This window comes from Devosia sp. Z6_126, from assembly GCF_058133495.1.
The window spans coordinates 1-19,864 of sequence record NZ_JBYUNO010000009.1 but is presented as its reverse complement, the minus strand read 5'-3'; the positions used below and the strand labels follow the sequence as shown (position 1 = coordinate 19,864).

The 19,864-nt window shown below is 61.4% G+C and carries 20 protein-coding genes; 14 read left to right on the top strand and 6 right to left on the bottom strand.

Annotation, left to right across the window (positions count from 1 at the left end):
• Positions 1-2: 2 nt before the first annotated feature.
• On the bottom strand, positions 3-995 hold the full coding sequence (locus AC3YOG_RS20445; protein WP_489936444.1) for an asparaginase: 993 nt from the start codon (positions 993-995) through the stop codon (positions 3-5).
• Positions 996-1,168: 173 nt separating this feature from the next.
• Here AC3YOG_RS20445 and AC3YOG_RS20440 point away from each other — a divergent pair, with 173 nt between their 5' ends.
• The 5 genes from AC3YOG_RS20440 to AC3YOG_RS20420 all read left to right on the top strand — a co-directional run bounded on the left by AC3YOG_RS20440 (position 1,169) and on the right by AC3YOG_RS20420 (position 6,075).
• On the top strand, positions 1,169-1,675 hold the full coding sequence (locus AC3YOG_RS20440) for a flavin reductase family protein (RefSeq protein ID WP_489936443.1): 507 nt from the start codon (positions 1,169-1,171) through the stop codon (positions 1,673-1,675).
• 239 nt (positions 1,676-1,914) lie between these two features.
• On the top strand, positions 1,915-3,216 hold the full coding sequence (locus tag AC3YOG_RS20435; protein ID WP_489936442.1) for an ABC transporter substrate-binding protein: 1,302 nt from the start codon (positions 1,915-1,917) through the stop codon (positions 3,214-3,216).
• Between the two features lie 60 nt (positions 3,217-3,276).
• A complete protein-coding gene (locus AC3YOG_RS20430) occupies positions 3,277-4,137 on the top strand; it encodes an ABC transporter permease (protein ID WP_489936441.1) in 861 nt (286 codons plus the stop codon).
• A gap of 11 nt (positions 4,138-4,148) precedes the next feature.
• Positions 4,149-4,985, top strand: coding sequence for an ABC transporter permease (locus AC3YOG_RS20425; RefSeq protein WP_489936440.1), 837 nt, complete (start codon positions 4,149-4,151; stop codon positions 4,983-4,985).
• 22 nt (positions 4,986-5,007) lie between these two features.
• Positions 5,008-6,075 carry an ABC transporter ATP-binding protein gene (locus tag AC3YOG_RS20420; protein WP_489936439.1) on the top strand — a complete coding sequence of 356 codons (1,068 nt, stop codon included), beginning with the start codon at positions 5,008-5,010 and terminating at the stop codon, positions 6,073-6,075.
• A gap of 179 nt (positions 6,076-6,254) precedes the next feature.
• Here the strand turns inward: AC3YOG_RS20420 and AC3YOG_RS20415 are convergent, their stop codons facing one another.
• The 4 genes from AC3YOG_RS20415 to AC3YOG_RS20400 all read right to left on the bottom strand — a co-directional run bounded on the left by AC3YOG_RS20415 (position 6,255) and on the right by AC3YOG_RS20400 (position 10,257).
• Positions 6,255-7,184 (bottom strand): LysR substrate-binding domain-containing protein, encoded by a 930-nt coding sequence (locus tag AC3YOG_RS20415; protein ID WP_489936438.1) that lies wholly within the window; start codon positions 7,182-7,184, stop codon positions 6,255-6,257.
• 134 nt (positions 7,185-7,318) lie between these two features.
• Complete coding sequence (locus AC3YOG_RS20410; RefSeq protein ID WP_489936437.1) at positions 7,319-8,632, bottom strand: MFS transporter; 1,314 nt, start codon at positions 8,630-8,632, stop codon at positions 7,319-7,321.
• Between the two features lie 2 nt (positions 8,633-8,634).
• Positions 8,635-9,498 carry a nitrilase-related carbon-nitrogen hydrolase gene (locus AC3YOG_RS20405; RefSeq protein WP_489936436.1) on the bottom strand — a complete coding sequence of 288 codons (864 nt, stop codon included), beginning with the start codon at positions 9,496-9,498 and terminating at the stop codon, positions 8,635-8,637.
• Between the two features lie 72 nt (positions 9,499-9,570).
• Positions 9,571-10,257, bottom strand: coding sequence for a cysteine hydrolase family protein (locus tag AC3YOG_RS20400; RefSeq protein ID WP_489936435.1), 687 nt, complete (start codon positions 10,255-10,257; stop codon positions 9,571-9,573).
• Between the two features lie 257 nt (positions 10,258-10,514).
• On the opposite strand from AC3YOG_RS20400, the gene AC3YOG_RS20395 reads away from it, so the two are divergent.
• Complete coding sequence (locus AC3YOG_RS20395; RefSeq protein ID WP_489936434.1) at positions 10,515-11,924, top strand: MFS transporter; 1,410 nt, start codon at positions 10,515-10,517, stop codon at positions 11,922-11,924.
• On the opposite strand, the gene AC3YOG_RS20390 is transcribed toward AC3YOG_RS20395, so the two are convergent.
• Positions 11,921-12,817 carry a DMT family transporter gene (locus tag AC3YOG_RS20390; protein ID WP_489936433.1) on the bottom strand — a complete coding sequence of 299 codons (897 nt, stop codon included), beginning with the start codon at positions 12,815-12,817 and terminating at the stop codon, positions 11,921-11,923. The two genes, AC3YOG_RS20395 and AC3YOG_RS20390, sit on opposite strands and share 4 nt — an antisense overlap.
• Positions 12,818-13,022: 205 nt before the next feature.
• On the opposite strand from AC3YOG_RS20390, the gene AC3YOG_RS20385 reads away from it, so the two are divergent.
• The 8 genes from AC3YOG_RS20385 to AC3YOG_RS20350 are packed head-to-tail and all read left to right on the top strand — an operon-like array spanning position 13,023 to position 19,540.
• Positions 13,023-13,238, top strand: a complete 216-nt coding sequence (locus tag AC3YOG_RS20385) for a hypothetical protein (protein ID WP_489936432.1) — start codon at positions 13,023-13,025, stop codon at positions 13,236-13,238.
• Positions 13,235-14,542 (top strand): amidase, encoded by a 1,308-nt coding sequence (locus AC3YOG_RS20380; RefSeq protein ID WP_489936431.1) that lies wholly within the window; start codon positions 13,235-13,237, stop codon positions 14,540-14,542. The genes AC3YOG_RS20385 and AC3YOG_RS20380 overlap by 4 nt, the downstream gene beginning before the upstream one ends.
• A gap of 8 nt (positions 14,543-14,550) precedes the next feature.
• A complete protein-coding gene (locus tag AC3YOG_RS20375; RefSeq protein ID WP_489936430.1) occupies positions 14,551-15,456 on the top strand; it encodes a polysaccharide deacetylase family protein in 906 nt (301 codons plus the stop codon).
• 11 nt (positions 15,457-15,467) lie between these two features.
• On the top strand, positions 15,468-16,370 hold the full coding sequence (locus AC3YOG_RS20370; RefSeq protein ID WP_489936429.1) for a polysaccharide deacetylase family protein: 903 nt from the start codon (positions 15,468-15,470) through the stop codon (positions 16,368-16,370).
• On the top strand, positions 16,367-16,921 hold the full coding sequence (locus AC3YOG_RS20365; RefSeq protein ID WP_489936428.1) for a riboflavin kinase: 555 nt from the start codon (positions 16,367-16,369) through the stop codon (positions 16,919-16,921). The genes AC3YOG_RS20370 and AC3YOG_RS20365 overlap by 4 nt, the downstream gene beginning before the upstream one ends.
• Positions 16,912-17,979: an ABC transporter substrate-binding protein gene (locus tag AC3YOG_RS20360; protein ID WP_489936427.1), complete on the top strand. Its 1,068-nt coding sequence runs from the start codon at positions 16,912-16,914 to the stop codon at positions 17,977-17,979. The genes AC3YOG_RS20365 and AC3YOG_RS20360 overlap by 10 nt, the downstream gene beginning before the upstream one ends.
• Positions 17,976-18,824 (top strand): ABC transporter ATP-binding protein, encoded by an 849-nt coding sequence (locus tag AC3YOG_RS20355; RefSeq protein ID WP_489936426.1) that lies wholly within the window; start codon positions 17,976-17,978, stop codon positions 18,822-18,824. The genes AC3YOG_RS20360 and AC3YOG_RS20355 overlap by 4 nt, the downstream gene beginning before the upstream one ends.
• Positions 18,800-19,540 (top strand): ABC transporter permease, encoded by a 741-nt coding sequence (locus AC3YOG_RS20350; protein WP_489936425.1) that lies wholly within the window; start codon positions 18,800-18,802, stop codon positions 19,538-19,540. The genes AC3YOG_RS20355 and AC3YOG_RS20350 overlap by 25 nt, the downstream gene beginning before the upstream one ends.
• Positions 19,541-19,864 lie beyond the last annotated feature (324 nt).

The window sequence follows — 19,864 nt, the reverse complement described above, 5'->3', positions numbered from 1 at the left end:
TCCTAGTATGTTTTGAAGATGCGCATGATGTCGGCGCGCTCGGTGGTGCGCGTCAGCGCCAGGGCAAGCAGAATGCGCGCCTTTTGCGGGTTGAGATTGTCCGACGGCACGAAACCCATCTCAGTCAGCCGCGCGCTGTCATGCACGATGCCACTGCCCGCGCGCGTTGCCTGCACCACTTTTACGCCCGCCTTGGCTGCGCGCTCCAGCGCCTGCATCTGTCCGGGAGGCGCCATCCCGGGTGCAAAGCCCGCCGAGATGATGCCCTTGGCGCCGGCGGCAACAAAGGCGTCGACATCGGCACCATCGGCATCGCTATAGGCATAGGCAATGTCCACGCGCGGCAACTCGCCCAGCATTGCAATATCAAATTCGGTATTCGGCGCCGTGACGCGCTCGGTCCGCCGGTAATAATTGACCGCATCGCCGTCGACATATCCGAGCATGCCGAAATCGGGCGCGCGGAAGGTCTGGAGCCGATAAGTGGCCGTCTTGGTCACCTCACGCGCGGCATGAATTTCATCGTTGAGCAGCACCAGCACGCCGCGGCCCCCCGATGCTGGATCCGCGGCGACCCGCACGGCATTGACCAAGTTCATCGGCGCATCGCTGGCGAGCCCGCTCAGCGGCCGCTGCGATCCGACCACCACCACCGGAACCGAAACCTTCAGCGTCAGCCCCAGCGCATAGGCCGTTTCTTCCAGCGTCGCCGTACCATGGCCAACCACGATGCCAGCCAGGTTCGGGTCTTCCGCCACAAGTTTTGAGCAAAGCGCCGAAAGCTCCTTCCAGACCGCAAAGCCGATGCTGGGGCTGGGGATATTGGCAAACGGCACCGCGACAACCTGCGCCACATCCTGGACCTGCGGCACTGCCGCGATGATGTCGCCGGCGGGCAGCATGGTCTTGTGCGCACCATAATGGACGATGTCGAGTGGCCCCGTGCCCAGCGACGCGATCGTCCCGCCGGTACCGATGAAAGCTATTTTCTTCACGCCTCGAATTCCTTCACCCACCTTGGTACGACGCGAAGCTAGGCCGGGACGAACCGCAATTCAGTCCAGAATTTCTCATTGCGCCTCGTGAGAAATGGTCAGTTGGCCAAAAAATGGGCTGGGCCGATAGTTTGCCTATAGTCGCTGCAATCGGCGAGGAAGGAAGCAGGCAGATGCACAATCAGGAGTTCAAACTCGGCATGCGCCGTTTGGCGGCTGGGGTGTCGTTGATCACGACGGTCAACGGGGGCGTTCGTCATGGCCTCGTTGCCACCGCGGTCAATTCGGTTACGGCCGATCCGCCAACTCTTCTGGTTTGCATCAACAAGACCGCCTCCGCCCATGCCCATATCACCGAAGCGGGCATTTTGTGCGTCAACATCCTCGCCGATTCCCATGAGGAAGTTGCCGGCCGTTTCTCGAGCCCGGTCGATCGCGAGAAGCGCTTCGATTATGACCAGTGGCAGACCCTGCGCACCGGCGCGCCGGCGCTGGTCAATTCCATGGTTAGTTTTGACTGTGAAGTGCGCCAGGTCGTTCCCTATCAGTCCCACACCATCTTCTTGGCGGAGATCGTCTCTGTCGAACTCTGGGCCGAAGCCAATGGCCCGCTGGTCTACATGGATGGCCGCTACCGACTGCTGGCCGAACAGCAGCAGCAGTTTTCCGTGGCCAGCTAAAACGTTTTGTTGTTCTGCAATGCAGTGTTCGGCCATGGGTCGACGCCCTAAGGCGTTGGCCCATGGTCGTTTTTTGTTTTTATTTGGAACGGATTGCAGGGCTGCTTTGCGCCCGGCGCAGCAGTAATCTAGCTCTTGCCTACCTGTGAGTTTATCTCATTTGTTCGCTTCGGAACTTCATTCGATCCTCATCTCCGGAACAAGCGCTGCCCGCCGCAGCCCTCACTGGAGAGCATGAGATGACTGAAACAAAGAAAGACGGCATTTCCCGCCGCAGCGTCCTCAAAGGCGCGGCTGCCACTGTTGGCGCCGCCATCGGTTCGGGTGCCATTACCGGCTTCCCCACCTATTGGGCGCAGGCCAGCAAGGACATCACGATTACCCATGTCGGGTCGATCTACACCACCAATCCGACCGTGGCCGAGCAGGCCAACAAGGATCTTGGCTTCACCGTGCAGATGCAGACGCTGGACAATACCACGCTGATCAACCGGATGCTGACCCAGCCCGAAACCATCGACGTCGCAGATTTCGGCAACACGTCCATGGGCTACTTCAAAAACAAGGGCATTCTGCGCGCTATCCCGGTTTCTGAATATGCGCACTGGGACAAGACGGTGCCGCTGTTCACCGAGGGCACCTATGCCGACGGCAAGCCCTATTCCATGCAAGGCTTTGCTCCGATCAAGTCGCAGTACTGGACCGACGAGACGGCACAGGAATATTCGCTGACCCCCACAGATTACCTGGTCGGCATCCCCGTCATGTACAATGCCGATACCCTCGGCGTGCGTCCTGACCTGGTGCCCCACAAGGTGGAAAGCTGGGGAGATTTCTTCAACTCCGACTTTGCCGGCAAAGTGGCCTTGCAGGACGGCGTTGGCGTGGGCGTACCCGACGCCGCGGTGGCGCTCGAGGCAGCTGGTCTGATGACCTATGCCGACAAGGGCAACATGACCCGCGAGGAAATCGACAAGACCATCGACCTCCTGATCGAATTCAAGCGTGCTGGCCATTTCCGTTCGTTCTGGACCAACTTCGACCAGTCCGTACAACTGATGGCTTCAGGCGAAGTCGTGCTGCAGTCGATGTTCGCTCCGGCCGTGACCGAAGTGCGCACCCGCGGCATCGAGTGCCAGTATCTGCCGCTCAAGGAAGGCTCGCGCGGCTGGTACATCTTCATGTCCTCGATGGCTCATCTGGATGCGGGTGACAAGCTCCGCAAGGACTGCGTCATGGAATACATGAACTGGACCAATTCGGGCTTCAACGGCGTCTACTTCTCCCGCCAGGGCTTCTACTCATCGGTGCCCGACACCATGAAGGCGCTGATGGACCCCAATGACTATGGCTACTGGTACGAGGGCAAGCCCGCCACCGCCGACATCATCGATCCGTTCGGCAAGGTCATGGAAAAGGCCGGCGCCATGCGCGATGGCGGCTCGCTCTGGGAGCGCATGGGCAATGTCGGCATCTGGAACACCCTGATGGACGAAGACCGCTACCTGGTTCGCCGCTGGCAGGATTTCATGGCTGCCTGATCTGCATTCCGTCTGGCTCCGGGCAACCCCCGGGGCCGTCTCAGCTAGGAGTCAATGAGCATGGCCGTATCACCCCGCATCGCATCGTGGATGCAAGCCACACCCTTCACACTGATCATGACGTGTCTCGTGATCATTCCGTTGGGCATCATCGTGGCCGTCAGCTTCATGGACTTCGGCTTCGCCGAAATCATTCCCGAATTCTACCTCGGCAACTGGATGGACATACTGCGCTCCACCCTCACCGTCGACACTTACCTGACCGTATTTCAGCAACTTGCCATTGTCTGGTCGATCACTCTGGTCCTGGGCTTCACCGTCGCCTACTACCTGATCTTCCATGTGCGCTCGAACCTGTGGCGCGCCGTGTTTCTCGCGGCCTGCGCCATCCCGTTCTGGACGTCGGGCTCCATCCGCATGATTTCCTGGGTGCCCCTGCTTGGCCGCGAGGGTCTGGTCAACCAGTACCTGGTCGGCACGGGGCTGGTCGACGAGCCCCTTTCCTGGCTGCTCTACTCTGAGTTCTCGGTCATCGTGGTTTATGTGAATATGCTCACCCTCGCCATGATGGGCCCGATCGCCAATTCCATGGCCAAGATCAGCCCCAGCGTTATTCAGGCCGCTCGTGATCAGGGTGCCAACGAGTGGCAGGTCATCACCGAAGTCATTATTCCGCTGATCAAGCCGGGCCTTGTCGTCGGCACAATTTTCATCATCACCGCAGTCATGGGCGACGGTTTCCTGGTGCGTGCCATGAGCGGCAATCAGGTCAACACACCCGCCGTCGCCATCATGAACGAGATCAACGCCTTCCAGTTTCCGCCTGCGGCGGCCAAGTCGATCGTACTGCTGCTCATCGTGCTCGGCATGGTCGGCCTGCTGCTCCGCTTCGTTGACATCCGCAAAGAACTGGCACGCTAGGAGAGATCGAAATGGGCAACAGACGACCGGCTTCCTACTATATCCTGTCCTTTGTCTTCGCGGCCTTCCTGCTGTTCCTGTATGGCCCGATGATCTGCGTCTACCTGCTCTCCTTCCAGGGACCGGAAGGCGGCATGAGCTTCCCAATGCGCGGCTTTTCCACCGTGTGGTTCGAAACGTTGTTCACGGCCGGTGGCCGTGGCGTGGGTGACATCCACAACGCCTTTATTCGCTCGATCCGCCTGGGCGCCATCGTGGCCCTGCTGACCATGCTGGTGGGCGTCGCGGTCGGCATGAGCTTCCGCCGCCGCTATCCAGGTGGCAATTTCGTCTTCTATTCTGCCATTGTCAGCATGATTGTCCCTGGCATCTTCGTGGGTTTCGGCATCTCGCTGACCCTGAACATGCTCGGGCTGCGCCCCCAGTGGTGGTATTCCGGCATCGGCGCCCAGCTCACCTGGTCACTCCCCTTTGCCATGCTGATCATGTTCATCATTCTGGGCCGGATGGACAAATCGTTCGAAGAGGCAGCGACCGATCTTGGCGCCACCTCCTGGCAACGCTTCCAATACGTCATCCTGCCGCTGATCCTGCCCGGCGTGGTCGGCATGTTCATGGCGGGGTTCACCTCCTCCTATGAAGAATCCGCGCGTGCGGGCCTCAATATCGGCACCGGCAATACCATGCCCATGGAACTGACTGGCCTTCTGGGTGCCGCGACGACACCCGTGATGTTCGCCGTGGGCACGCTCACCACCATGTTCATGTTTACCATGGTGATCGGCACGCTTTTGTTCACCACCACCCTGGCCAAGCGGCGTCAGCTCAAGCTGACCGGCCACGGCTGAGCCACAAATCGAGGACCTGCAAATGAAGATCGAATCCGATTTCAATGCCAAGAATCTGATTGCCGATGTGCCGGCCGAGAACGACAGTGACGCCGCCATCAAATACGATGTCGAACTGGTCGCCGTCTCCAAATCCTACGATGGCGGTGCTCGCGCCGTAGACGAAATCTCCCTGCGCATTCCCAAGGCGAGCTATTGCTGCCTGCTCGGGCCTTCTGGCTGTGGCAAGACCACGACCTTGCGCATGTTGGCCGGGCACGAGACCGTCACCGACGGCGACGTGCTGATCCACAATCGCAACATCACCGATGCCGTGCAGTCCCAACGCGGCACCTCCATGATGTTCCAGAGTTACGCGCTGTTCCCACATCTCAGCGCGCTGGACAATGTCGCCTTCAGCCTCAAGCTCAAGAAGGTGGCAAAGGCCGAGCGGCATGCCAAGGCCATGGAATACCTAAAGCTCGGGCAGATGGACCACCTTGCCCATCGTATGCCGGCCCAGCTTTCGGGCGGCCAGCAGCAGCGCGTGGCTCTGGCCCGCTCCTTGATTACCCGCCCCAAGGTTCTGCTGCTCGACGAGCCGCTGTCGGCGCTCGATCCCTTCCTGCGCGTTCTGATGCGCACCGAGCTCAAGCGCATCCAGACCGAGCTGGGCATCACCTTCGTCCACGTCACCCATAGCCAGGAAGAAGCGCTGGCGTTGAGCGACGTGATGGTGGTGATGAACAATGGCAAGATCATGCAGGCCGGCCCGGCCCGCGAGGTTTTCGAGAAGCCCGCCAATTCCTTCGTGGCGCGGTTCATCGGTGGCCACAACGTGATTGAGACCGACGGCAAGTCCGTCGCCGTACGCGCCGACAAATGCCGGCTGGTCGATGTTGCGGTCGGCCCCAGCCTGCCAGCCACCGTAGTCAGCGTCGAGTATCAGGGCCCCATCGTGCGCATCAACCTGCGCGGCGAAGCCGGTCAGGATTTGTGTGCACTTATCTCCGACACCCGCTTTTTTGCCGACCCTCCCAAGGTCGGCGAAAGCGTTACCCTCTCCTGGACCAGCGACGACGAGTGGCCACTCGAGGCTATGGCCGCCTGATCCCTCGACCCATCCGCAACTCCGGGCCACCCGTCGGGTGGCCTCTTTTTGCGCCCGCTGGGGGCTGCAGCGGTGTGGGTACGGCAGGGGTAGCTATCCAGAGGCGTTAGAAAGTGAAAAGCGCCTCGCAGAACGAGGCGCCTTTTCAGCGTAGATAACATGCGGTCCTGAACTGTTCTTCAGGCGGGAACCACCGTGCCTGCGGCAATCGGGCTGGCGACCTGGCTGTGCAGCCAGTCCTTGAACCGATTGACCGTGCCCGGCACAGCCGGGGTCCAGGGCGACACGACGAAGTAGGGGCTGCGGATAGGATACGCCTCCCCAATCTGCACCAGCTTGCCCGTCTGCAACGCCTCTTCGATCAGCAGCGACCGGCCCAGGATGGCGCCAAGGCCCATTTTCGCGGCCTCGATGCTAGGGCTGGCCTGGTTGAACCGGGCACCCTTGGCAATGTCGCTCCGATTGACGCCAAATTCGCGCAGATAGCGGCTCCAGTCCGGATAGGGCCCATTCTGGTCGGTTTCCTTGCGGTCGATATGGATCAGCGGCACGTCGTGCAGGATGTCGGCAGCATTGTTGCCGTATAGCGCCGCAAGCTGGGGGGTACAGACCGGAATGATCTCTTCTTCCATCAGCGGCTCGATCCGGCGATCGACGGCCGTCTGCCAGTTGCAGATCCAGAGGTCGGCGCCCTCGTTCTCGATTTCCTGCCGGCGAATAAAGGTGGTGATGGTCACGTCGACGTCGGGCGCTTCTCCGACAAACTTGCTCATCCGCGGCATCAGCCAGAGCGAGGCTACCGACGCGGACGCACCAACCATCAGGCGCTGACGCACATCAATTGGCTCCTTGAGCGACATCAGCGACTCGTCGATCAGATCGAGCGCATTGGTCAGCTTGCCCAGGCATGCCCGGGAATCGGCGGTTAGTTCGAGTCGGCTATTTTTGCGCAAAAACAGCTTCACCTGGAGAAAGTCTTCCAGGAGCCGGATCTGGTGGCTGACTGCCGTCGGCGTAACACAGAGCTCGTCCGCCGCACGGACCAGGCTCTTGTATCGAGCGGCGGCCTCAAAGGCCCGAACCGCGTTAAGAGGAACACGACGTCTCATGGAAAGCCTCGTTTGCCCTCTCCTCCCTGAACCAAGCAAATCATGACAAATTTGCTACGGCAAGCCTATTCCGTACACAATTTTCTGTGCTGATTAAACAATAGGCAGAAGGCGCTCAGATGTGCGTTGGCTGCCTATTTGGCACTGGTACTTGCTTCGAGTTGCTCGGCGGGGGTTTCGTCCGGCAGATATTCGAAATTGGTGCCATTGCTTCGGTGGCGCAGCAGGTAGGCATAGGCGAGCGCGATGCCGATGCAGCACATCGAGCCATTCACCAACACCGCCCAACCCACACCGAATGCCGTCGCGGCAGCGCCTGTCAGCATGGGACCGATCGGCGACGGGATAAGCAGGCTGATCATGCTGACCAGCCGCCCCCGCATTTCAGGCGGTGCCCGCAACTGCAGCAACGTGTTGACCGAAGCTGAAAAGGTCACCGCAGCCGCGCCGACGCCCACGAACATGGCGCCCGAAACCAGCAAATTGTCCGAAAAGCTGATTAGCACGAGCACGATGCCAAAGCCAAAGCCGGCCAGCAGGATGCGCCGTGTGGAGGGGGCGCCGCGAGTCGTCATCACCAGTGCCGCAAGGAAGGAGCCCGTCCCCAGGCAGGAATTGAGGACCCCGAACGCAGCGGCGTCGGCATGTACCAGATAGGTGGAGATCAGCGGCACCATGGTCGTGAAATTCTGCCCGAACATGCCGATAAAGGCCGTAGCAATCAGCAGAAAGAGGATAGTCGGCGTTCGCCGTGCATAGCTCAGCCCCTCGCGCACCTGCAGCAGCAGGTTCTGCTTGCGCGCCATCCGGCGCGGCTGGAACTCGGAAGGACGCAGCATGGCAAGCGCCGTCAGCGCCGCGACAAAAGTCAGCGCATTGATCAGGTAGGCAACGCCGACACCCAGCGCGGCAATCACCACGCCACCCAGTGCCGGGCCAATGATGCGCCCTAGGTTTTGCGCCAGCGAACCCATGGCGATGGCATTGGGCAGGTGGGTGACAGGCACCAGTTCGGTGATGAAAGACTGCCGCAGCGGCGCGTCCAGCGCATTGATGATGCCCAGGCTCACTGCCAGCACGTAGATATGCCAGATGCTGATCGTATTGGTGAGGCACAGCACACCGAGCACCGCGGCCTGCAGGCCTCCCATCGCCATGGTGACGAACATCAGCTTGCGCCGGGGAAACCGGTCGGCAACGGCGCCTCCGATCAACGAAAAGATGAACACCGGCAGAAATTGCAGCGAGGTGACGATGGCGAGCGCCGCCGGCGAGTTGGTCAGGTTCAGCACCAGCCAGGCCTGCGCCGTCATTTGCATCCAGGTGCCCGGCACCGAAATAACCGAGCCAGTGAAGTGAATGCGAAAATTCCGGATCGACCACGCCTTGGGCGCACGCTGACGCTTCTGCGCCGCCGTAGCCGCTGCTGGTGGCGCCATCTGGTTCATGCTCAGGGGGTCTCGGCCATCACATATTCGGCGGGCCGCCGGTTGCGCTCGAAGGCCCAGCGCTCGCGGATCTTGGCCTGGCGCTCGAGGTCGATTTCGGCAAGCACCATCTCGTCGCCGCTGCTCTTGGCCCGCGCCACGATCATCCCGTCCGATCCCACGATGAACGAACCGCCGATATAGCGCACGCCATTTTCCCGGCCCGCCTTGCCGGCCGCGATGATGGTCGTGCCAGTGTAATAGGCGCCCGCGGTGATCGCGAGTTCGGAAGCCTTGCGGGCCTGGCTCAGCGTATTTCCCGCCATGACCGGCGTATTGTAGCCGACCGCGATAACCTCGGCACCGTTGATAGACAGCGAGCGGTAGGCTTCGGGAAAGCGCCGATCGTAGCAGATCAACCCGCCGATCTTGACCGGACCCACATCATAGACCCCAAACCCCAGGTTGCCGGGCGTGAAATACCGCTTCTCGAGGATCGTCATCTTGGCCTCGGGCTTGGGCTCGACCTCTCCCGGAATATGCATTTTGCGGAAGGTGCCCGCATGGCTGCCTTCGCGGTGAATAAAGGCCATGGAATTGAACAGCTCGCTTCCGCTCTGTTCGGCGAAGGGCACCACCAGCGACATATTTTGCTTTTTTGCCCGAGCCATGATGGCCGCCAGCGCCGCCTTGTTCGCGCTCTCGCTGGTCCAGGCGTCGAGACTGGCATGCACTTCCGCCGCGAAATAGGGCGTCAGCGCCAACTCGGGCAGCACGCCCAGCGTCGCCCCAGCCCCGGCGGCCTTGTCGACCAGGCTCACGATGCGATCAGTGGTCTCGGCAATGGAAGAACCGGCAGGTCCCAGTTGAAGGGCAGCGACAAGCATGGCGTGGACTTTCGGGTGTGGGAAATCAGGCCCGCGCCATCGCGGGCCGCGCTAAAGTCGGGTGTCGGTGGATCAGGCGGCCTGAGCCGCTTCCTTTGCCGGTCCGATAATGCCGAGCGCCGCTTCGGTATCGATCACGTCGCAGATCTTGAACGCCATATCGAACAGGGCCGCGGCATGCGACAGCTCCATGCGGTCGAACACCGCTTCCTCGATCACGCTCATCTTGTAGCCATGCGCTTCACCATCCACGCAGGTGGCCCGCACGCAACCGCTGGTGCTGTTGCCGCCCACCAGCAGGCCGTCCACGCCCAGGTTGCGCAGGATCAGCGGCAGGTTGGTCATCACGAAACAGCTCGGCGTCTGCTTTTCGACCAGGTAGTCGCCATCCTCCATTGCCACTTCAACCGGAATTTCCGACTTGGAATTCATCGAGCTGAAATTATTGGACGGGTCCGAAGCCGGCAGGCCGGTATAGTCGTAGAACACATGCTTGGAATAGATGATCGGTACGCCGGCAGCGCGGGCGGCGGCGATGAGCTTTTGCTGGTACGGCACCGATTTCCAGGCATGCGGACCGCAGGCGCCGGAATATTCGTCGAGCTGCTCATAGATCGGCTTGTCATGGCCCATGGCGGTATTCTGCATGTCGATCAACAGCAGGGCGACCTTGTTGCCCGGACCATGCGGTTTGCGCGGCTTGCGCGCGGCCATGACCTTCTTGTCGTCTTCCGTCAGAAATGCGTCCCATACAGCCATGGCAAACCTCTTATCCCAAGTGCGATACCGTGACGCTAGTCGCGGCCATGGGCACTCGCCAGTGGAGATTTCTCCCCGATCCGATGAGAAATGTTCACCTGCAGATCACCCCGTTGCCCTCTGGAGCAATGAAGAATTCTTTGGACCCGTCGACAATAAACTAAGTTGCCGCTGTGCCTTCCCAGGACCAATGGTTCGGCCAAACTAGGCGGCGACGGGCCAGCACGGACGTGCCGCGATTTCGGATTGATCTGCTTATGGCAACTCCCAACGGCGCGCCCGTCACCGAAGGCCGGCGCATCCTCATTGCCTTCATCGTCGCCTGCGCCTTCCTGATGCAGGGTATCGATACAACGCTGCTCACTATCGCCATCCCGACCATCGCCACGTCCCTGGCCGTCGACCCGCTCCTGCTGCATCTGGCCATTACCGGCTACCTGCTGAGCCTGGCCGTCTTCATGCCGGTCAGCGGCTGGTTTGCTGATCGCTTTGGCGCACGCGCGGTGTTCTGCGCCGCCCTCGCCGCCTTCACCTTCGGCTCCCTCGTCGCCGCCATGGCGTCAAACCTGCCTCTTCTGGTGGGGGCCCGCGTGCTGCAGGGGTTCGGCGGCGCGTTGATGACGCCTGTCGGGCGCCTTCTCGTGCTCAAGGCCTTCGGCCCTGGCCGGACCCTCGACGCCATGACCTATCTCACCTTGCCTGTGCTGATCGGCCCTCTCCTGGGGCCGCTGCTCGGCGCCACCATAATCTCCTTTACCTCCTGGCGCTGGCTCTTCGTCGTCAATGTGCCGGTCTGCATCATCACCATCCTCCTGACGCTGCGCTTCATCCCCCGCCTCGAGAAAGGCCTTGCCACCCGCTTCGACTTGGGGGGATTTCTCCTGGTCGGCATCTCGCTTGTCCTGTTCCAGCTCGGCGTCGAGCACCTTGCCCACCCCCTGCTTGGCAGTTGGGGCACTAGTTTGATCTTTGCCCTCTCGGTGGTGATATTCGTGCTCTACATGCGCCTGGCGCAGGGTAGGGACGGCCGCGCCCTTGACCTGACGCTTTTTGCCCAGCGTCCTTTCCGTGTCGGAGTCATTGCCGGCGGCATCGGTCGTGTCGGACTCAACTCATCGGCTTTTCTTCTGCCGCTGCTGCTGCAGATCGGCTACGGCATGCAGCCCATTGCAGCAGCAGCCCTGGCCTCGCTTTCCGCAGTCGGTGCCTTCGCCGCCAAACCCGTCCTGCGCCGCTCCGTCAATACGCTGGGCTACCGCACCACCTTGGTCACCGTATCGGTGCTTGGCACCCTGTTGATGGCCAGCTTCGGCCTGATGGGCGCCAGCACGGCCCTACCGGTGCTCGTGGCGACGGTTCTGGCGCTGGGCGCGGTGCGGACCATGCATTTTAACGCCGTCAATTCACTGACTTATGCCGATGTCCCCGACAGCAAGCTGAGCGTTAGCGTCGCGTCGGCAGGCGTATTCCAGCAACTGTCGATGGGGCTTGGCGTGTCGATCAGCGCCGCCATGCTGTCGATGATCGTACCGACAGGTGCCCTGCCATCGATTGCCGATTTCCAGGCGGTATTTCTCGCCATGGCCGCCGTCCCGCTTTTGGCCCTGCCCATCTTGTTCACCCTGGGTGGTGTCGGGATACGCCGCCGGGCCGAAAACGCCACCTAGGCGGCGTCCCCCAGGCGGCGGCGCCAGGCTATCAGCCGCCCGTCCATCACCAGCAGGCCCGCCACCACGATTACCATCCCCAGCGCCTGCACCGGCAGCAGGCTTTCCCCCAGCAGCGCCCAGCCAAGGAACAGTGCCACGATTGGCGAAATGTAGGTGTTGGTTGCAAAGTTGGTCGGCCCCACGCGCGGCAGCATCCAGTACATGATCTGGAAGTTCAGCGCGGTCGGAAACAGGGCCAGTGCCAACCAGGCCCACCAGGTCGCGCCATTGCTTACCACCGGCAGTCCGTCGACCAGCAGCGCGGCGGGTATGGAGCCCAGCGCCGCCCCGGTCATGGCAAAGGTCATGATCACCTGTGGGTCGGTGCCCGCAAAGCTTCGGGTGACGTTGAAGGAAACGGCGAAGATCAAGGTGCCGCTGAGGCAAAGCAGGATTCCCACCAGCTGTCCGTCTTCGGTACCTGTCAGCGCCGGCAGCGCCAGCACGGCTGCCCCTAGCAGGCCAATCGTTGCGCCGACCGCGCGGGCGGGCGTTGCCTTTTGCCCGCCCGGCCAGACATGGGAGACGGCCAGCGTGGCGATGGGCAGCAGCAGGTTGATGATGGCGACGATGCCGGTGGAAATATAGCGCTGGCTAATCGGCATCAGGACGAACGGCACTGCATAGCTGAAGACCCCCAGCAGGCACAGCTTGACCATGGTTGAGCGCTGCCGGGGCAGGGGCTTGCGAAAGGCCAGCAGCAGGGCCCAGCAGGCAAGAGCGGCCACCAGCGACCGGCCGGCGGCAATGGTCAAGGGGTCCACTTCTTCAAGGACGATGACGATCAGGAGAAACGAGCTACCGAACAGGCATCCGACAAGGGTGACGAGCGCCCAATCGCGGAGTGACATAGGAAAGGCCATTTTTCTGGTTGGCCCCAACCCTGTCAGTCGGGCCCTGCCGCGGGAAACGAGAAATTGTGCGCCCTGCCATGAGTCCAGTTCATCACCCCGCCAAGGCGAACTCATTGCCCGGGTGAGAAATGGTCATTGGCGCGGCTGGCCGCGCTTAGCCGAAACTGCCCACACCCGATCCAACATTTGCCGGAGAATGCCCGTGCGGCTCAAGCCTCCCATCTCTCCCGAAGAGGCCTATCGTTACCTGTCGCAAAATGCGGTGCTGGTCTGGGGCGTAGCCGCGGCCGCACGCATGGACAGCCATCTCAATGGGTTGGCGAAGTCCATGGTCGTGGTCAGCGCGCTCGACATCCCCGACGAGGTCGAGCCCCTGTTCGGCGAAAATATCGACATCGACCTGGAGGCGGGGGCATGACCGACCTGCTCGATCTCACCGCCACAGACATGGCCAGTCAGATTGCCGCGAAAACCCTTGATCCGGTCGACGCGGTGACGGCTCTTCTCGCGCGCATCGACAGCCGCGAACCCGACGTGCGCGCCTGGGCCTACCTTGATCGTGACACCGCGCTAGCCGACGCCAGGGCCATGTCTGCCGAAGCCAAGGCGGGCAAGCTCCGCGGCCCGCTACACGGCGTCCCCATGGGCATCAAGGACGTTTTCCACGCCAAGGGCATGCCAACCGTGGCCAATTCCAAGACCATGGATCCGAACGCCACCTATGAAGATAGCGGCGTCGTCGCCGCGCTCAAGAAGGCTGGCGCCATTATTCTGGGGAAGTGCGAAACCGTTGAATTCGCTGGCATGGGCGTTCCCCCGGAGTCCCGTAATACCTGGAATTTGCAGCATACTGGGGGCGGCTCCAGCTCCGGTTCGGGCGTTGCGGTTGGCGCCCGGATGGTGCCTGCCACAATAGGTACCCAGACTGGTGGCTCCAACCTCCGCCCTGCCGCTTATAATGGCGTCGCCGGCTTGAAGCCCAGCTACGGCGCCTTTGCCCGCACGGGTCTTCTGCCCGTGTCCTGGTCGCTCGATCATCCCGGTCTCATCACGCGCTCTGCCGCCGATCTTGATCTGGTCTTCCGCGCCATGGCGCGCCTGCCGGTAGCGCCGGGCGAAGCCCCGGCCAATTGGAAATTCGGCATCCTGCGCGAATTCTTTTTTGAGACCTCGGAAGCAGATACCGTGACGGTGATCGATGCCGCAATCGATCGTCTTGGAGCCAGCGGCATCGCACTGGCCGACGCGCCGCTGCCTCCGCTGTTCACAGCCCACGCCGCCATCCACCATCTCATCATGAGCACCGAGATGGCGGTTTACCACGCCCCCCGCATGGACAAGCACGCCGATACCATGGCCGAGCGCCACCTGACGCTGTCGCAGGCCTTCGCCCTGGTCCCGGCCGGCTATTACATGCAGGCCCTGCGGGCGCGCCGCATGTTGCGCGACGCCGTGCTTCCCCTGTTTGGCCAGTACCATGTTCTGGTAATGCCGACCACGCCCGCTCCCGCGCCCGAAGGCCTCGAATCGACCGGCAACGCCTCCCTGCTGACGCCATGGAGCCTGCTTGGTTTTCCGGCTGCCACCGTGCCCTGTGGCTTGGCCCTGAATGGCCTGCCGCTCGGCTTGCAGATCGTCGGCCCGCCGGGCAAGGACGATCTCGTCATCAGGGCCGCCATTGCCGCCGAAAACGTGCTTGGCCGCCTAGACCTCCCCGCGTGAGTTAAACCATGTCTGACCTCAATCGCTATCCCTACTCCGCCATCATCGACCGTCCGCCACTGACGCTGCCCGGCAATGCGCGCATCGCGGTATTCATCGTGCCCAATGTCGAGTATCTCGAATGGCTGCCGCCGCCCAATCCGCTGCGCAGCCCTTATCCGACCCCGGCGCCGAACCTGGGAGCCTTCCAGGCCCGCGACTACGGCAACCGCGTCGCGCTCTGGCGGCTGTTCGAGCTGTTCGACGATCTGGGCATAAAGACCACCGCCTCGGTCAATGCCGCCGTCTTCGAACACCACCCGCTTATTGCTGAAGAAATGGCCCGACGCGACTGGGACTACCAGTCCCATGGCCTCTACAACACCCGCTTTGCCTTCGGCATGGACGAAGCCACCGAGCGCGAGATGATCGGCGAAGTCATCGACATCGTGCGCAAGGCCACCGGCAAGACCATCAGTGGCTGGCTCGGGCCGGCGCTGACCACCACGGCCCGCACGCCCGACCTCCTAGCAGAGGCCGGCGTAAAGTACTGGGCCGATATGTTCCACGACGACGAGCCGACCGAAGTCAGCGTATCGTCGGGCCGGCTGATCACGCTGCCCTACAGTTTCGAAATCAACTCCGGCGTCGCTCTAGGCGGCCAGGCCCAGACCGCCGAAGCGTTCGGACGCATGATCACCGATCAGTTCGACATGCTCTATGAAGAGGGCGCCGTTGCGCCCAAGGTCATGGCGATCTGCCTGCACCCCTTCGCAGTCACCGCCCCGTCGCGCGTCAAATACCTGCGCCGCGCCCTCGAACATATCCTTGGCCACAGCGGCGTCTGGCAGGCCACGGCCGGCGACCTTGCGGACTGGTACTATGCCAATCACTTCGGCAAGCGCCTGCCGCTCGCCCCATCTGCCGCGGCCTGAGGATTCTTCCGATGAGCGAACTCTCTCCCAACTACAACATGCGCGCCGTCAATCCGGTCACCGGCATGGACCACGACCTCTACCGCTTCTCGGCCTTGCCAGGCCGGACCCGGCTAATCTGGCCCAATGGCGCCACCGTCGCCATGGCAGTGGTGATCAATGTGGACTATGGCGACTTGGCCACCAATCCGATGAACCTCGTCGGCTTCACCCATCGCGACTACGGCACGCGCGTCGGCGTCTTCCGCCTGATGGGCATGCTCGACACGCTTGGCATCAAGGCGACCATGCCGATCAGCGATGTGCTCCTGACGCGCACGCCCCGCGTCGTCCAGGAAGCGACAAGGTGCGGCTGGGAACTGGTCGGCCACGGCGCCAAGGTCACCCAGCCCGTTAGCTCGGCAATGAGCGAGTCCGACGAGCGTGCCTATCTCAAGGCCTCGATGGCAGCCATTCGCCAGGCCACTGGCACCGCTCCGCGCGGCTGGCTCGGACCTGCCAACAGCGAATCTAGCCGCACCGTCCGCCTGCTGGCCGAACTGGGCTACAGCTACACCCTCGACTGGGGCAATGACGACCAGCCGTACCGCTTCGAACCCGCCGATGGCGCGCTGGTCGCCGTGCCCTATAGCGTCGAAACCTCGGACGCGGCCGTAATCCAGGCCCAGAGCCACACGCCCTGGGAATTTGCCACCGCACTCGAGGACCATCTCGAAACGCTGATTGCCGACGGCGAAAAGTCCGGCATGGTCATGACGCTCGGTCTTCAAGCCAATGTCTCTGGCCAGCCCCTGCGCGCCAAATATATCCGCAGCTTCCTTGAACACGCCAAGGCGACCGGCAAGGTGTGGTTCGCTACTGCTTCGGAAATCGTCGATGCCTATTCGACCAGCATGAACCGGGGGCAGGAATGAGCGGACACATCGAGGCGAGGGATCTCGAGGGCGCCTGGTTCGGCGACGGTGGCCCGGCCGTCGCCCAGCTTGACCACGACGAGGAAGACGCTGGCCGGGAGTTGGTGCGCAGCCTCACCGGCACCGTTACTACGGGAGACCAGCGCGGGCGCACGGTTGGTTTCCCCACCGCCAATATAGACATCGGTCACCACAGCCAACATCTGCGTCAGGGCGTTTACGCTGTGTGGTTGACGCTAGAGGGCTCCGTGTTTCCAGGGGTGGCTGCTTTTGGCAAGCCCATGTTCGACAACCACCATCCACCACTTGAAACGCATATCTTCGACTTCAATGCTGATATCTATGGCCGGCAGATCACCGTCCACCTGGTGCAATACATCAGGGAGCCACGGATCTTTTCAGGCCTGGAAAGTCTCGTGACGGCGATGAATGACGATGCACGTGAAGCCCGTGAAATTCTCGCATCGGCTCGGAAGGTTTGTCCCGAGGCTGTCAGCCGCCTGGCCGCACCGGACGCATCAACGACGCGGACGGAGGATCAATGGCTTTGACCAAACGCGTTCAAAGACTGATGGCTGCGGCACTTTTTATGGGTGCGAGCCTGACGGCGGCGGTGGCAGCACCGACTTCCGCCATTGACCAGGAGCGTTGCGCCCTAAATGCAGCCGCCGGCCCCATCACCTTCCTGACCTCGTTCGGTTTTGCCGCCTCTCCGGGCATTCTTGATCTTCTGGCGGCGCAGCAGCAGGGCTATTTCGCCGCGCTTTGTCTCGACGTTACTGTGCAACCCGGTAGCAACAACATACAACTCGTCAGTGCCGGCACGGCACAGTTCGCCGGCGTTGGGGGGCCCGCCGATGTTCTGGTTGGTCGCGACCACCAGGCTGCCATTGTTAGCGTGGCAACCTATGGCAATACCAGCATCATCGAAATGTTGACCATGCCGGAGAGTGGCATCAACTCGATAAGCGACCTTGCAGGCAAGACGCTGGGGTACAAGGGAGCCGTGCCGCCGCAGCTTCGCGCCATGTTGCTGGACAACGGCATTGCCGACGAAGACGTGCAATGGGTATCCGTGGGTTATGATCCGTTCATTCTGCCGAATGGACAGGTCCAGGGTTTGGCAGCCTACAAGTCAAACGAGCCATTGAGCCTGCGTGCGCAGGGCGTCGAGGTGGTGGAGTGGGACCCTTCTCGATTTGGCGTGACGTCCTCGTTTAACAGCCAGATCGTCAACGCCGTTTGGGCCGAGGCGCATCCCACAGCGGTGGAAGACTTCCTGCGTGCGTCGTTCCATGGCCTGGCGTGGATCAACGCCAGCGAGGCCAACCTCGATAGCGCGTTGGCCTTCGCTGCCCGTCTGTCGGAAGCTGGCTATGACGTCGAAACCAGCAAGGCAAGATGGCAGGCCGAGATGGCCTTGATTGAAGCCAATCGGGACACAGACGTGCCCTTTGGATGGCAGAGCGACGAGCAATGGCAAGCAGAGAGCGACTTGCTACGCCGCTTCGCGCTTGTCGGCTCGGCCGTCGATCCTGTTGCGGCTTTCGACAACCAATACATCGCAGCAATCCACAACGGCCTGGAGCTGATCTGGCCGGATCCATGACGAATTCTTATCCTGAGGGTGCCTTGGGACAGGCTTCCCCAGGCAGGGATCCAAACGCAATTGTAGTGTCCAAAGTTAGCCGGCGTTTTGCCGTCGGCGGTAAGGCAGTTGACGCACTGCTTGACCTCAACTTGAGGGTTGGGCGGGGCGAGTTCGTGACCCTGTTCGGCCCATCCGGCTGCGGCAAGTCAACCCTGCTTAGATTGCTTTGCGGGCTCGACAAACCTGATGACGGAGAGATCACCCTCTTTCTGCAAAGCCCAAGTGAGGCATCGGAACGCAAGAACGTCGCTTGGGTGCCCCAATCGCCAGCCTTGCTGCCTTGGTTGAGCCTGCGCGATAATGTTGCTTTATCCAATGTGCTCAACCGGGCGGCGGACCGCGGGCATTCGGAACGCAGCCCCCAAGATCCCGGAGAGGTCTTGCGAGTGCTGGGCCTCGCGGAGTTCGCCGATGCTCGACCGGCGCAGCTGTCGGGCGGCATGCAGCAGCGAGCGGCCATCGGACGCGGCTTCGTCCAAGGGGCGCCAATTATGCTTTTGGACGAGCCATTTGCCGCACTCGACGAGATCACACGCGAGCAGTCTGCCCTTTATCTTCTGGATCTCTGGCAACGCTATGGAACGACGATTATCTTTGTTACCCATTCGGCTGCGGAAGCGGTCCTGCTGTCCGATAGGGTCGTTGTCATGACGCCTCGTCCCGGCCGGTTGGCAGCAACCATACCGATCGAGCTTGAAAGACCGCGGCGGGCGGAAACTCAGGACGGCGGTGATTTTCAGCAGCGTGTCGCCACGATACGCCAGGCGTTGAGGCAAGGGTGCGCTCGCTCAAGCAGTACTTGATCGGCGTGGCGCCGGTTGTCATGCTCAGTTGTCTGGGCACAGCGTGGCAGTGGATGGCCTCCGCCTCGCCAAGCGTGCTGCCACCCCTCGAGACCATTTTTGCCGATTTTTTCGGTCGCACAGGCTTCTACCTGAGCAATGCTCTGCTTACACTACGTTCTGCAATCAGCGGATTTTGTTTTGGGGCCATAGCGGGATCCCTCGCCGCTGTGCTCTGTTCCAAGAACCGCTACGTTGAAGCGGCCGTTGTGCCCTTGGCGGTGACCATAAGTGTGACCCCAATCATCGCCATAGCACCAGCGCTGATCATTGCGTTTGGATTTACCGATACGCCGCGCATCATTGTTGCGGCGCTGTCGTCCTTTTTTCCCCTCTTTATCAATGTCCTGAGCAGCATGCGTCGCCAGGACGAGGCCACGCTCGATGTCTTCCGATCTCTTTCGGCCAGCCCATCCGATCTTTTCTTTCGCCTTGAACTTCCATCATGCCTCCCTTCCATGTTTGCAGGCTCCAAGCTTGCCGTGACCGCCGCGGTAATTGGCACACTGGTATCGGAATTTACAGGAACCAGCCGAGGCCTGGGCGCTGTCATCATCGTGGCGACGAGCTATCTCAACCTGACGCAAATGTGGACCGCCATCTTCTTGTCTATCGCTATGTCGATGTGCCTGCTTGCGGTCATCAATCTGATCGAACGTTTCGTCATAGACTGGTGACTGCGGTGTTTGGTGGACATCTGATGCATTTTTTGTGGTCCTGGTTCTTGTGCTTCTCACAACAGCAGAGAAACGAAATGCAATAGCATGTAACCGAGGGACGATGTTAAGTATCCCGCAGACTTGGTCTTCGCACTAAGGCCAGCCGACTAGCGTCAGCGGCCGTTGGTCGGTGCTAACGACACATAGCAAGTAAGGAAATGTCGGCTTTTTTGCATTCTTGCTTGGAAGCGGACAGTCTGCTGTTCACCCCATGGTAGTCGTTCCTGCTCAACGTCACGCGAAACCGCGTCGGTTTCACCCCGGAGATAGGTCTGAACTTAC

Coding starts and splice junctions, on each gene's coding strand:
- AC3YOG_RS20440 (WP_489936443.1), top strand. CDS start 1,169: ATGCACAATCAGGAGTTCAAACTCGGCATGCGCCGTTTGGCGGCTGGG.
- AC3YOG_RS20435 (WP_489936442.1), top strand. CDS start 1,915: ATGACTGAAACAAAGAAAGACGGCATTTCCCGCCGCAGCGTCCTCAAA.
- AC3YOG_RS20430 (WP_489936441.1), top strand. CDS start 3,277: ATGGCCGTATCACCCCGCATCGCATCGTGGATGCAAGCCACACCCTTC.
- AC3YOG_RS20425 (WP_489936440.1), top strand. CDS start 4,149: ATGGGCAACAGACGACCGGCTTCCTACTATATCCTGTCCTTTGTCTTC.
- AC3YOG_RS20420 (WP_489936439.1), top strand. CDS start 5,008: ATGAAGATCGAATCCGATTTCAATGCCAAGAATCTGATTGCCGATGTG.
- AC3YOG_RS20415 (WP_489936438.1), bottom strand. CDS start 7,184: ATGAGACGTCGTGTTCCTCTTAACGCGGTTCGGGCCTTTGAGGCCGCC.
- AC3YOG_RS20410 (WP_489936437.1), bottom strand. CDS start 8,632: ATGAACCAGATGGCGCCACCAGCAGCGGCTACGGCGGCGCAGAAGCGT.
- AC3YOG_RS20405 (WP_489936436.1), bottom strand. CDS start 9,498: ATGCTTGTCGCTGCCCTTCAACTGGGACCTGCCGGTTCTTCCATTGCC.
- AC3YOG_RS20400 (WP_489936435.1), bottom strand. CDS start 10,257: ATGGCTGTATGGGACGCATTTCTGACGGAAGACGACAAGAAGGTCATG.
- AC3YOG_RS20395 (WP_489936434.1), top strand. CDS start 10,515: ATGGCAACTCCCAACGGCGCGCCCGTCACCGAAGGCCGGCGCATCCTC.
- AC3YOG_RS20390 (WP_489936433.1), bottom strand. CDS start 12,817: ATGTCACTCCGCGATTGGGCGCTCGTCACCCTTGTCGGATGCCTGTTC.
- AC3YOG_RS20380 (WP_489936431.1), top strand. CDS start 13,235: ATGACCGACCTGCTCGATCTCACCGCCACAGACATGGCCAGTCAGATT.
- AC3YOG_RS20375 (WP_489936430.1), top strand. CDS start 14,551: ATGTCTGACCTCAATCGCTATCCCTACTCCGCCATCATCGACCGTCCG.
- AC3YOG_RS20370 (WP_489936429.1), top strand. CDS start 15,468: ATGAGCGAACTCTCTCCCAACTACAACATGCGCGCCGTCAATCCGGTC.
- AC3YOG_RS20365 (WP_489936428.1), top strand. CDS start 16,367: ATGAGCGGACACATCGAGGCGAGGGATCTCGAGGGCGCCTGGTTCGGC.
- AC3YOG_RS20360 (WP_489936427.1), top strand. CDS start 16,912: ATGGCTTTGACCAAACGCGTTCAAAGACTGATGGCTGCGGCACTTTTT.
- AC3YOG_RS20355 (WP_489936426.1), top strand. CDS start 17,976: ATGACGAATTCTTATCCTGAGGGTGCCTTGGGACAGGCTTCCCCAGGC.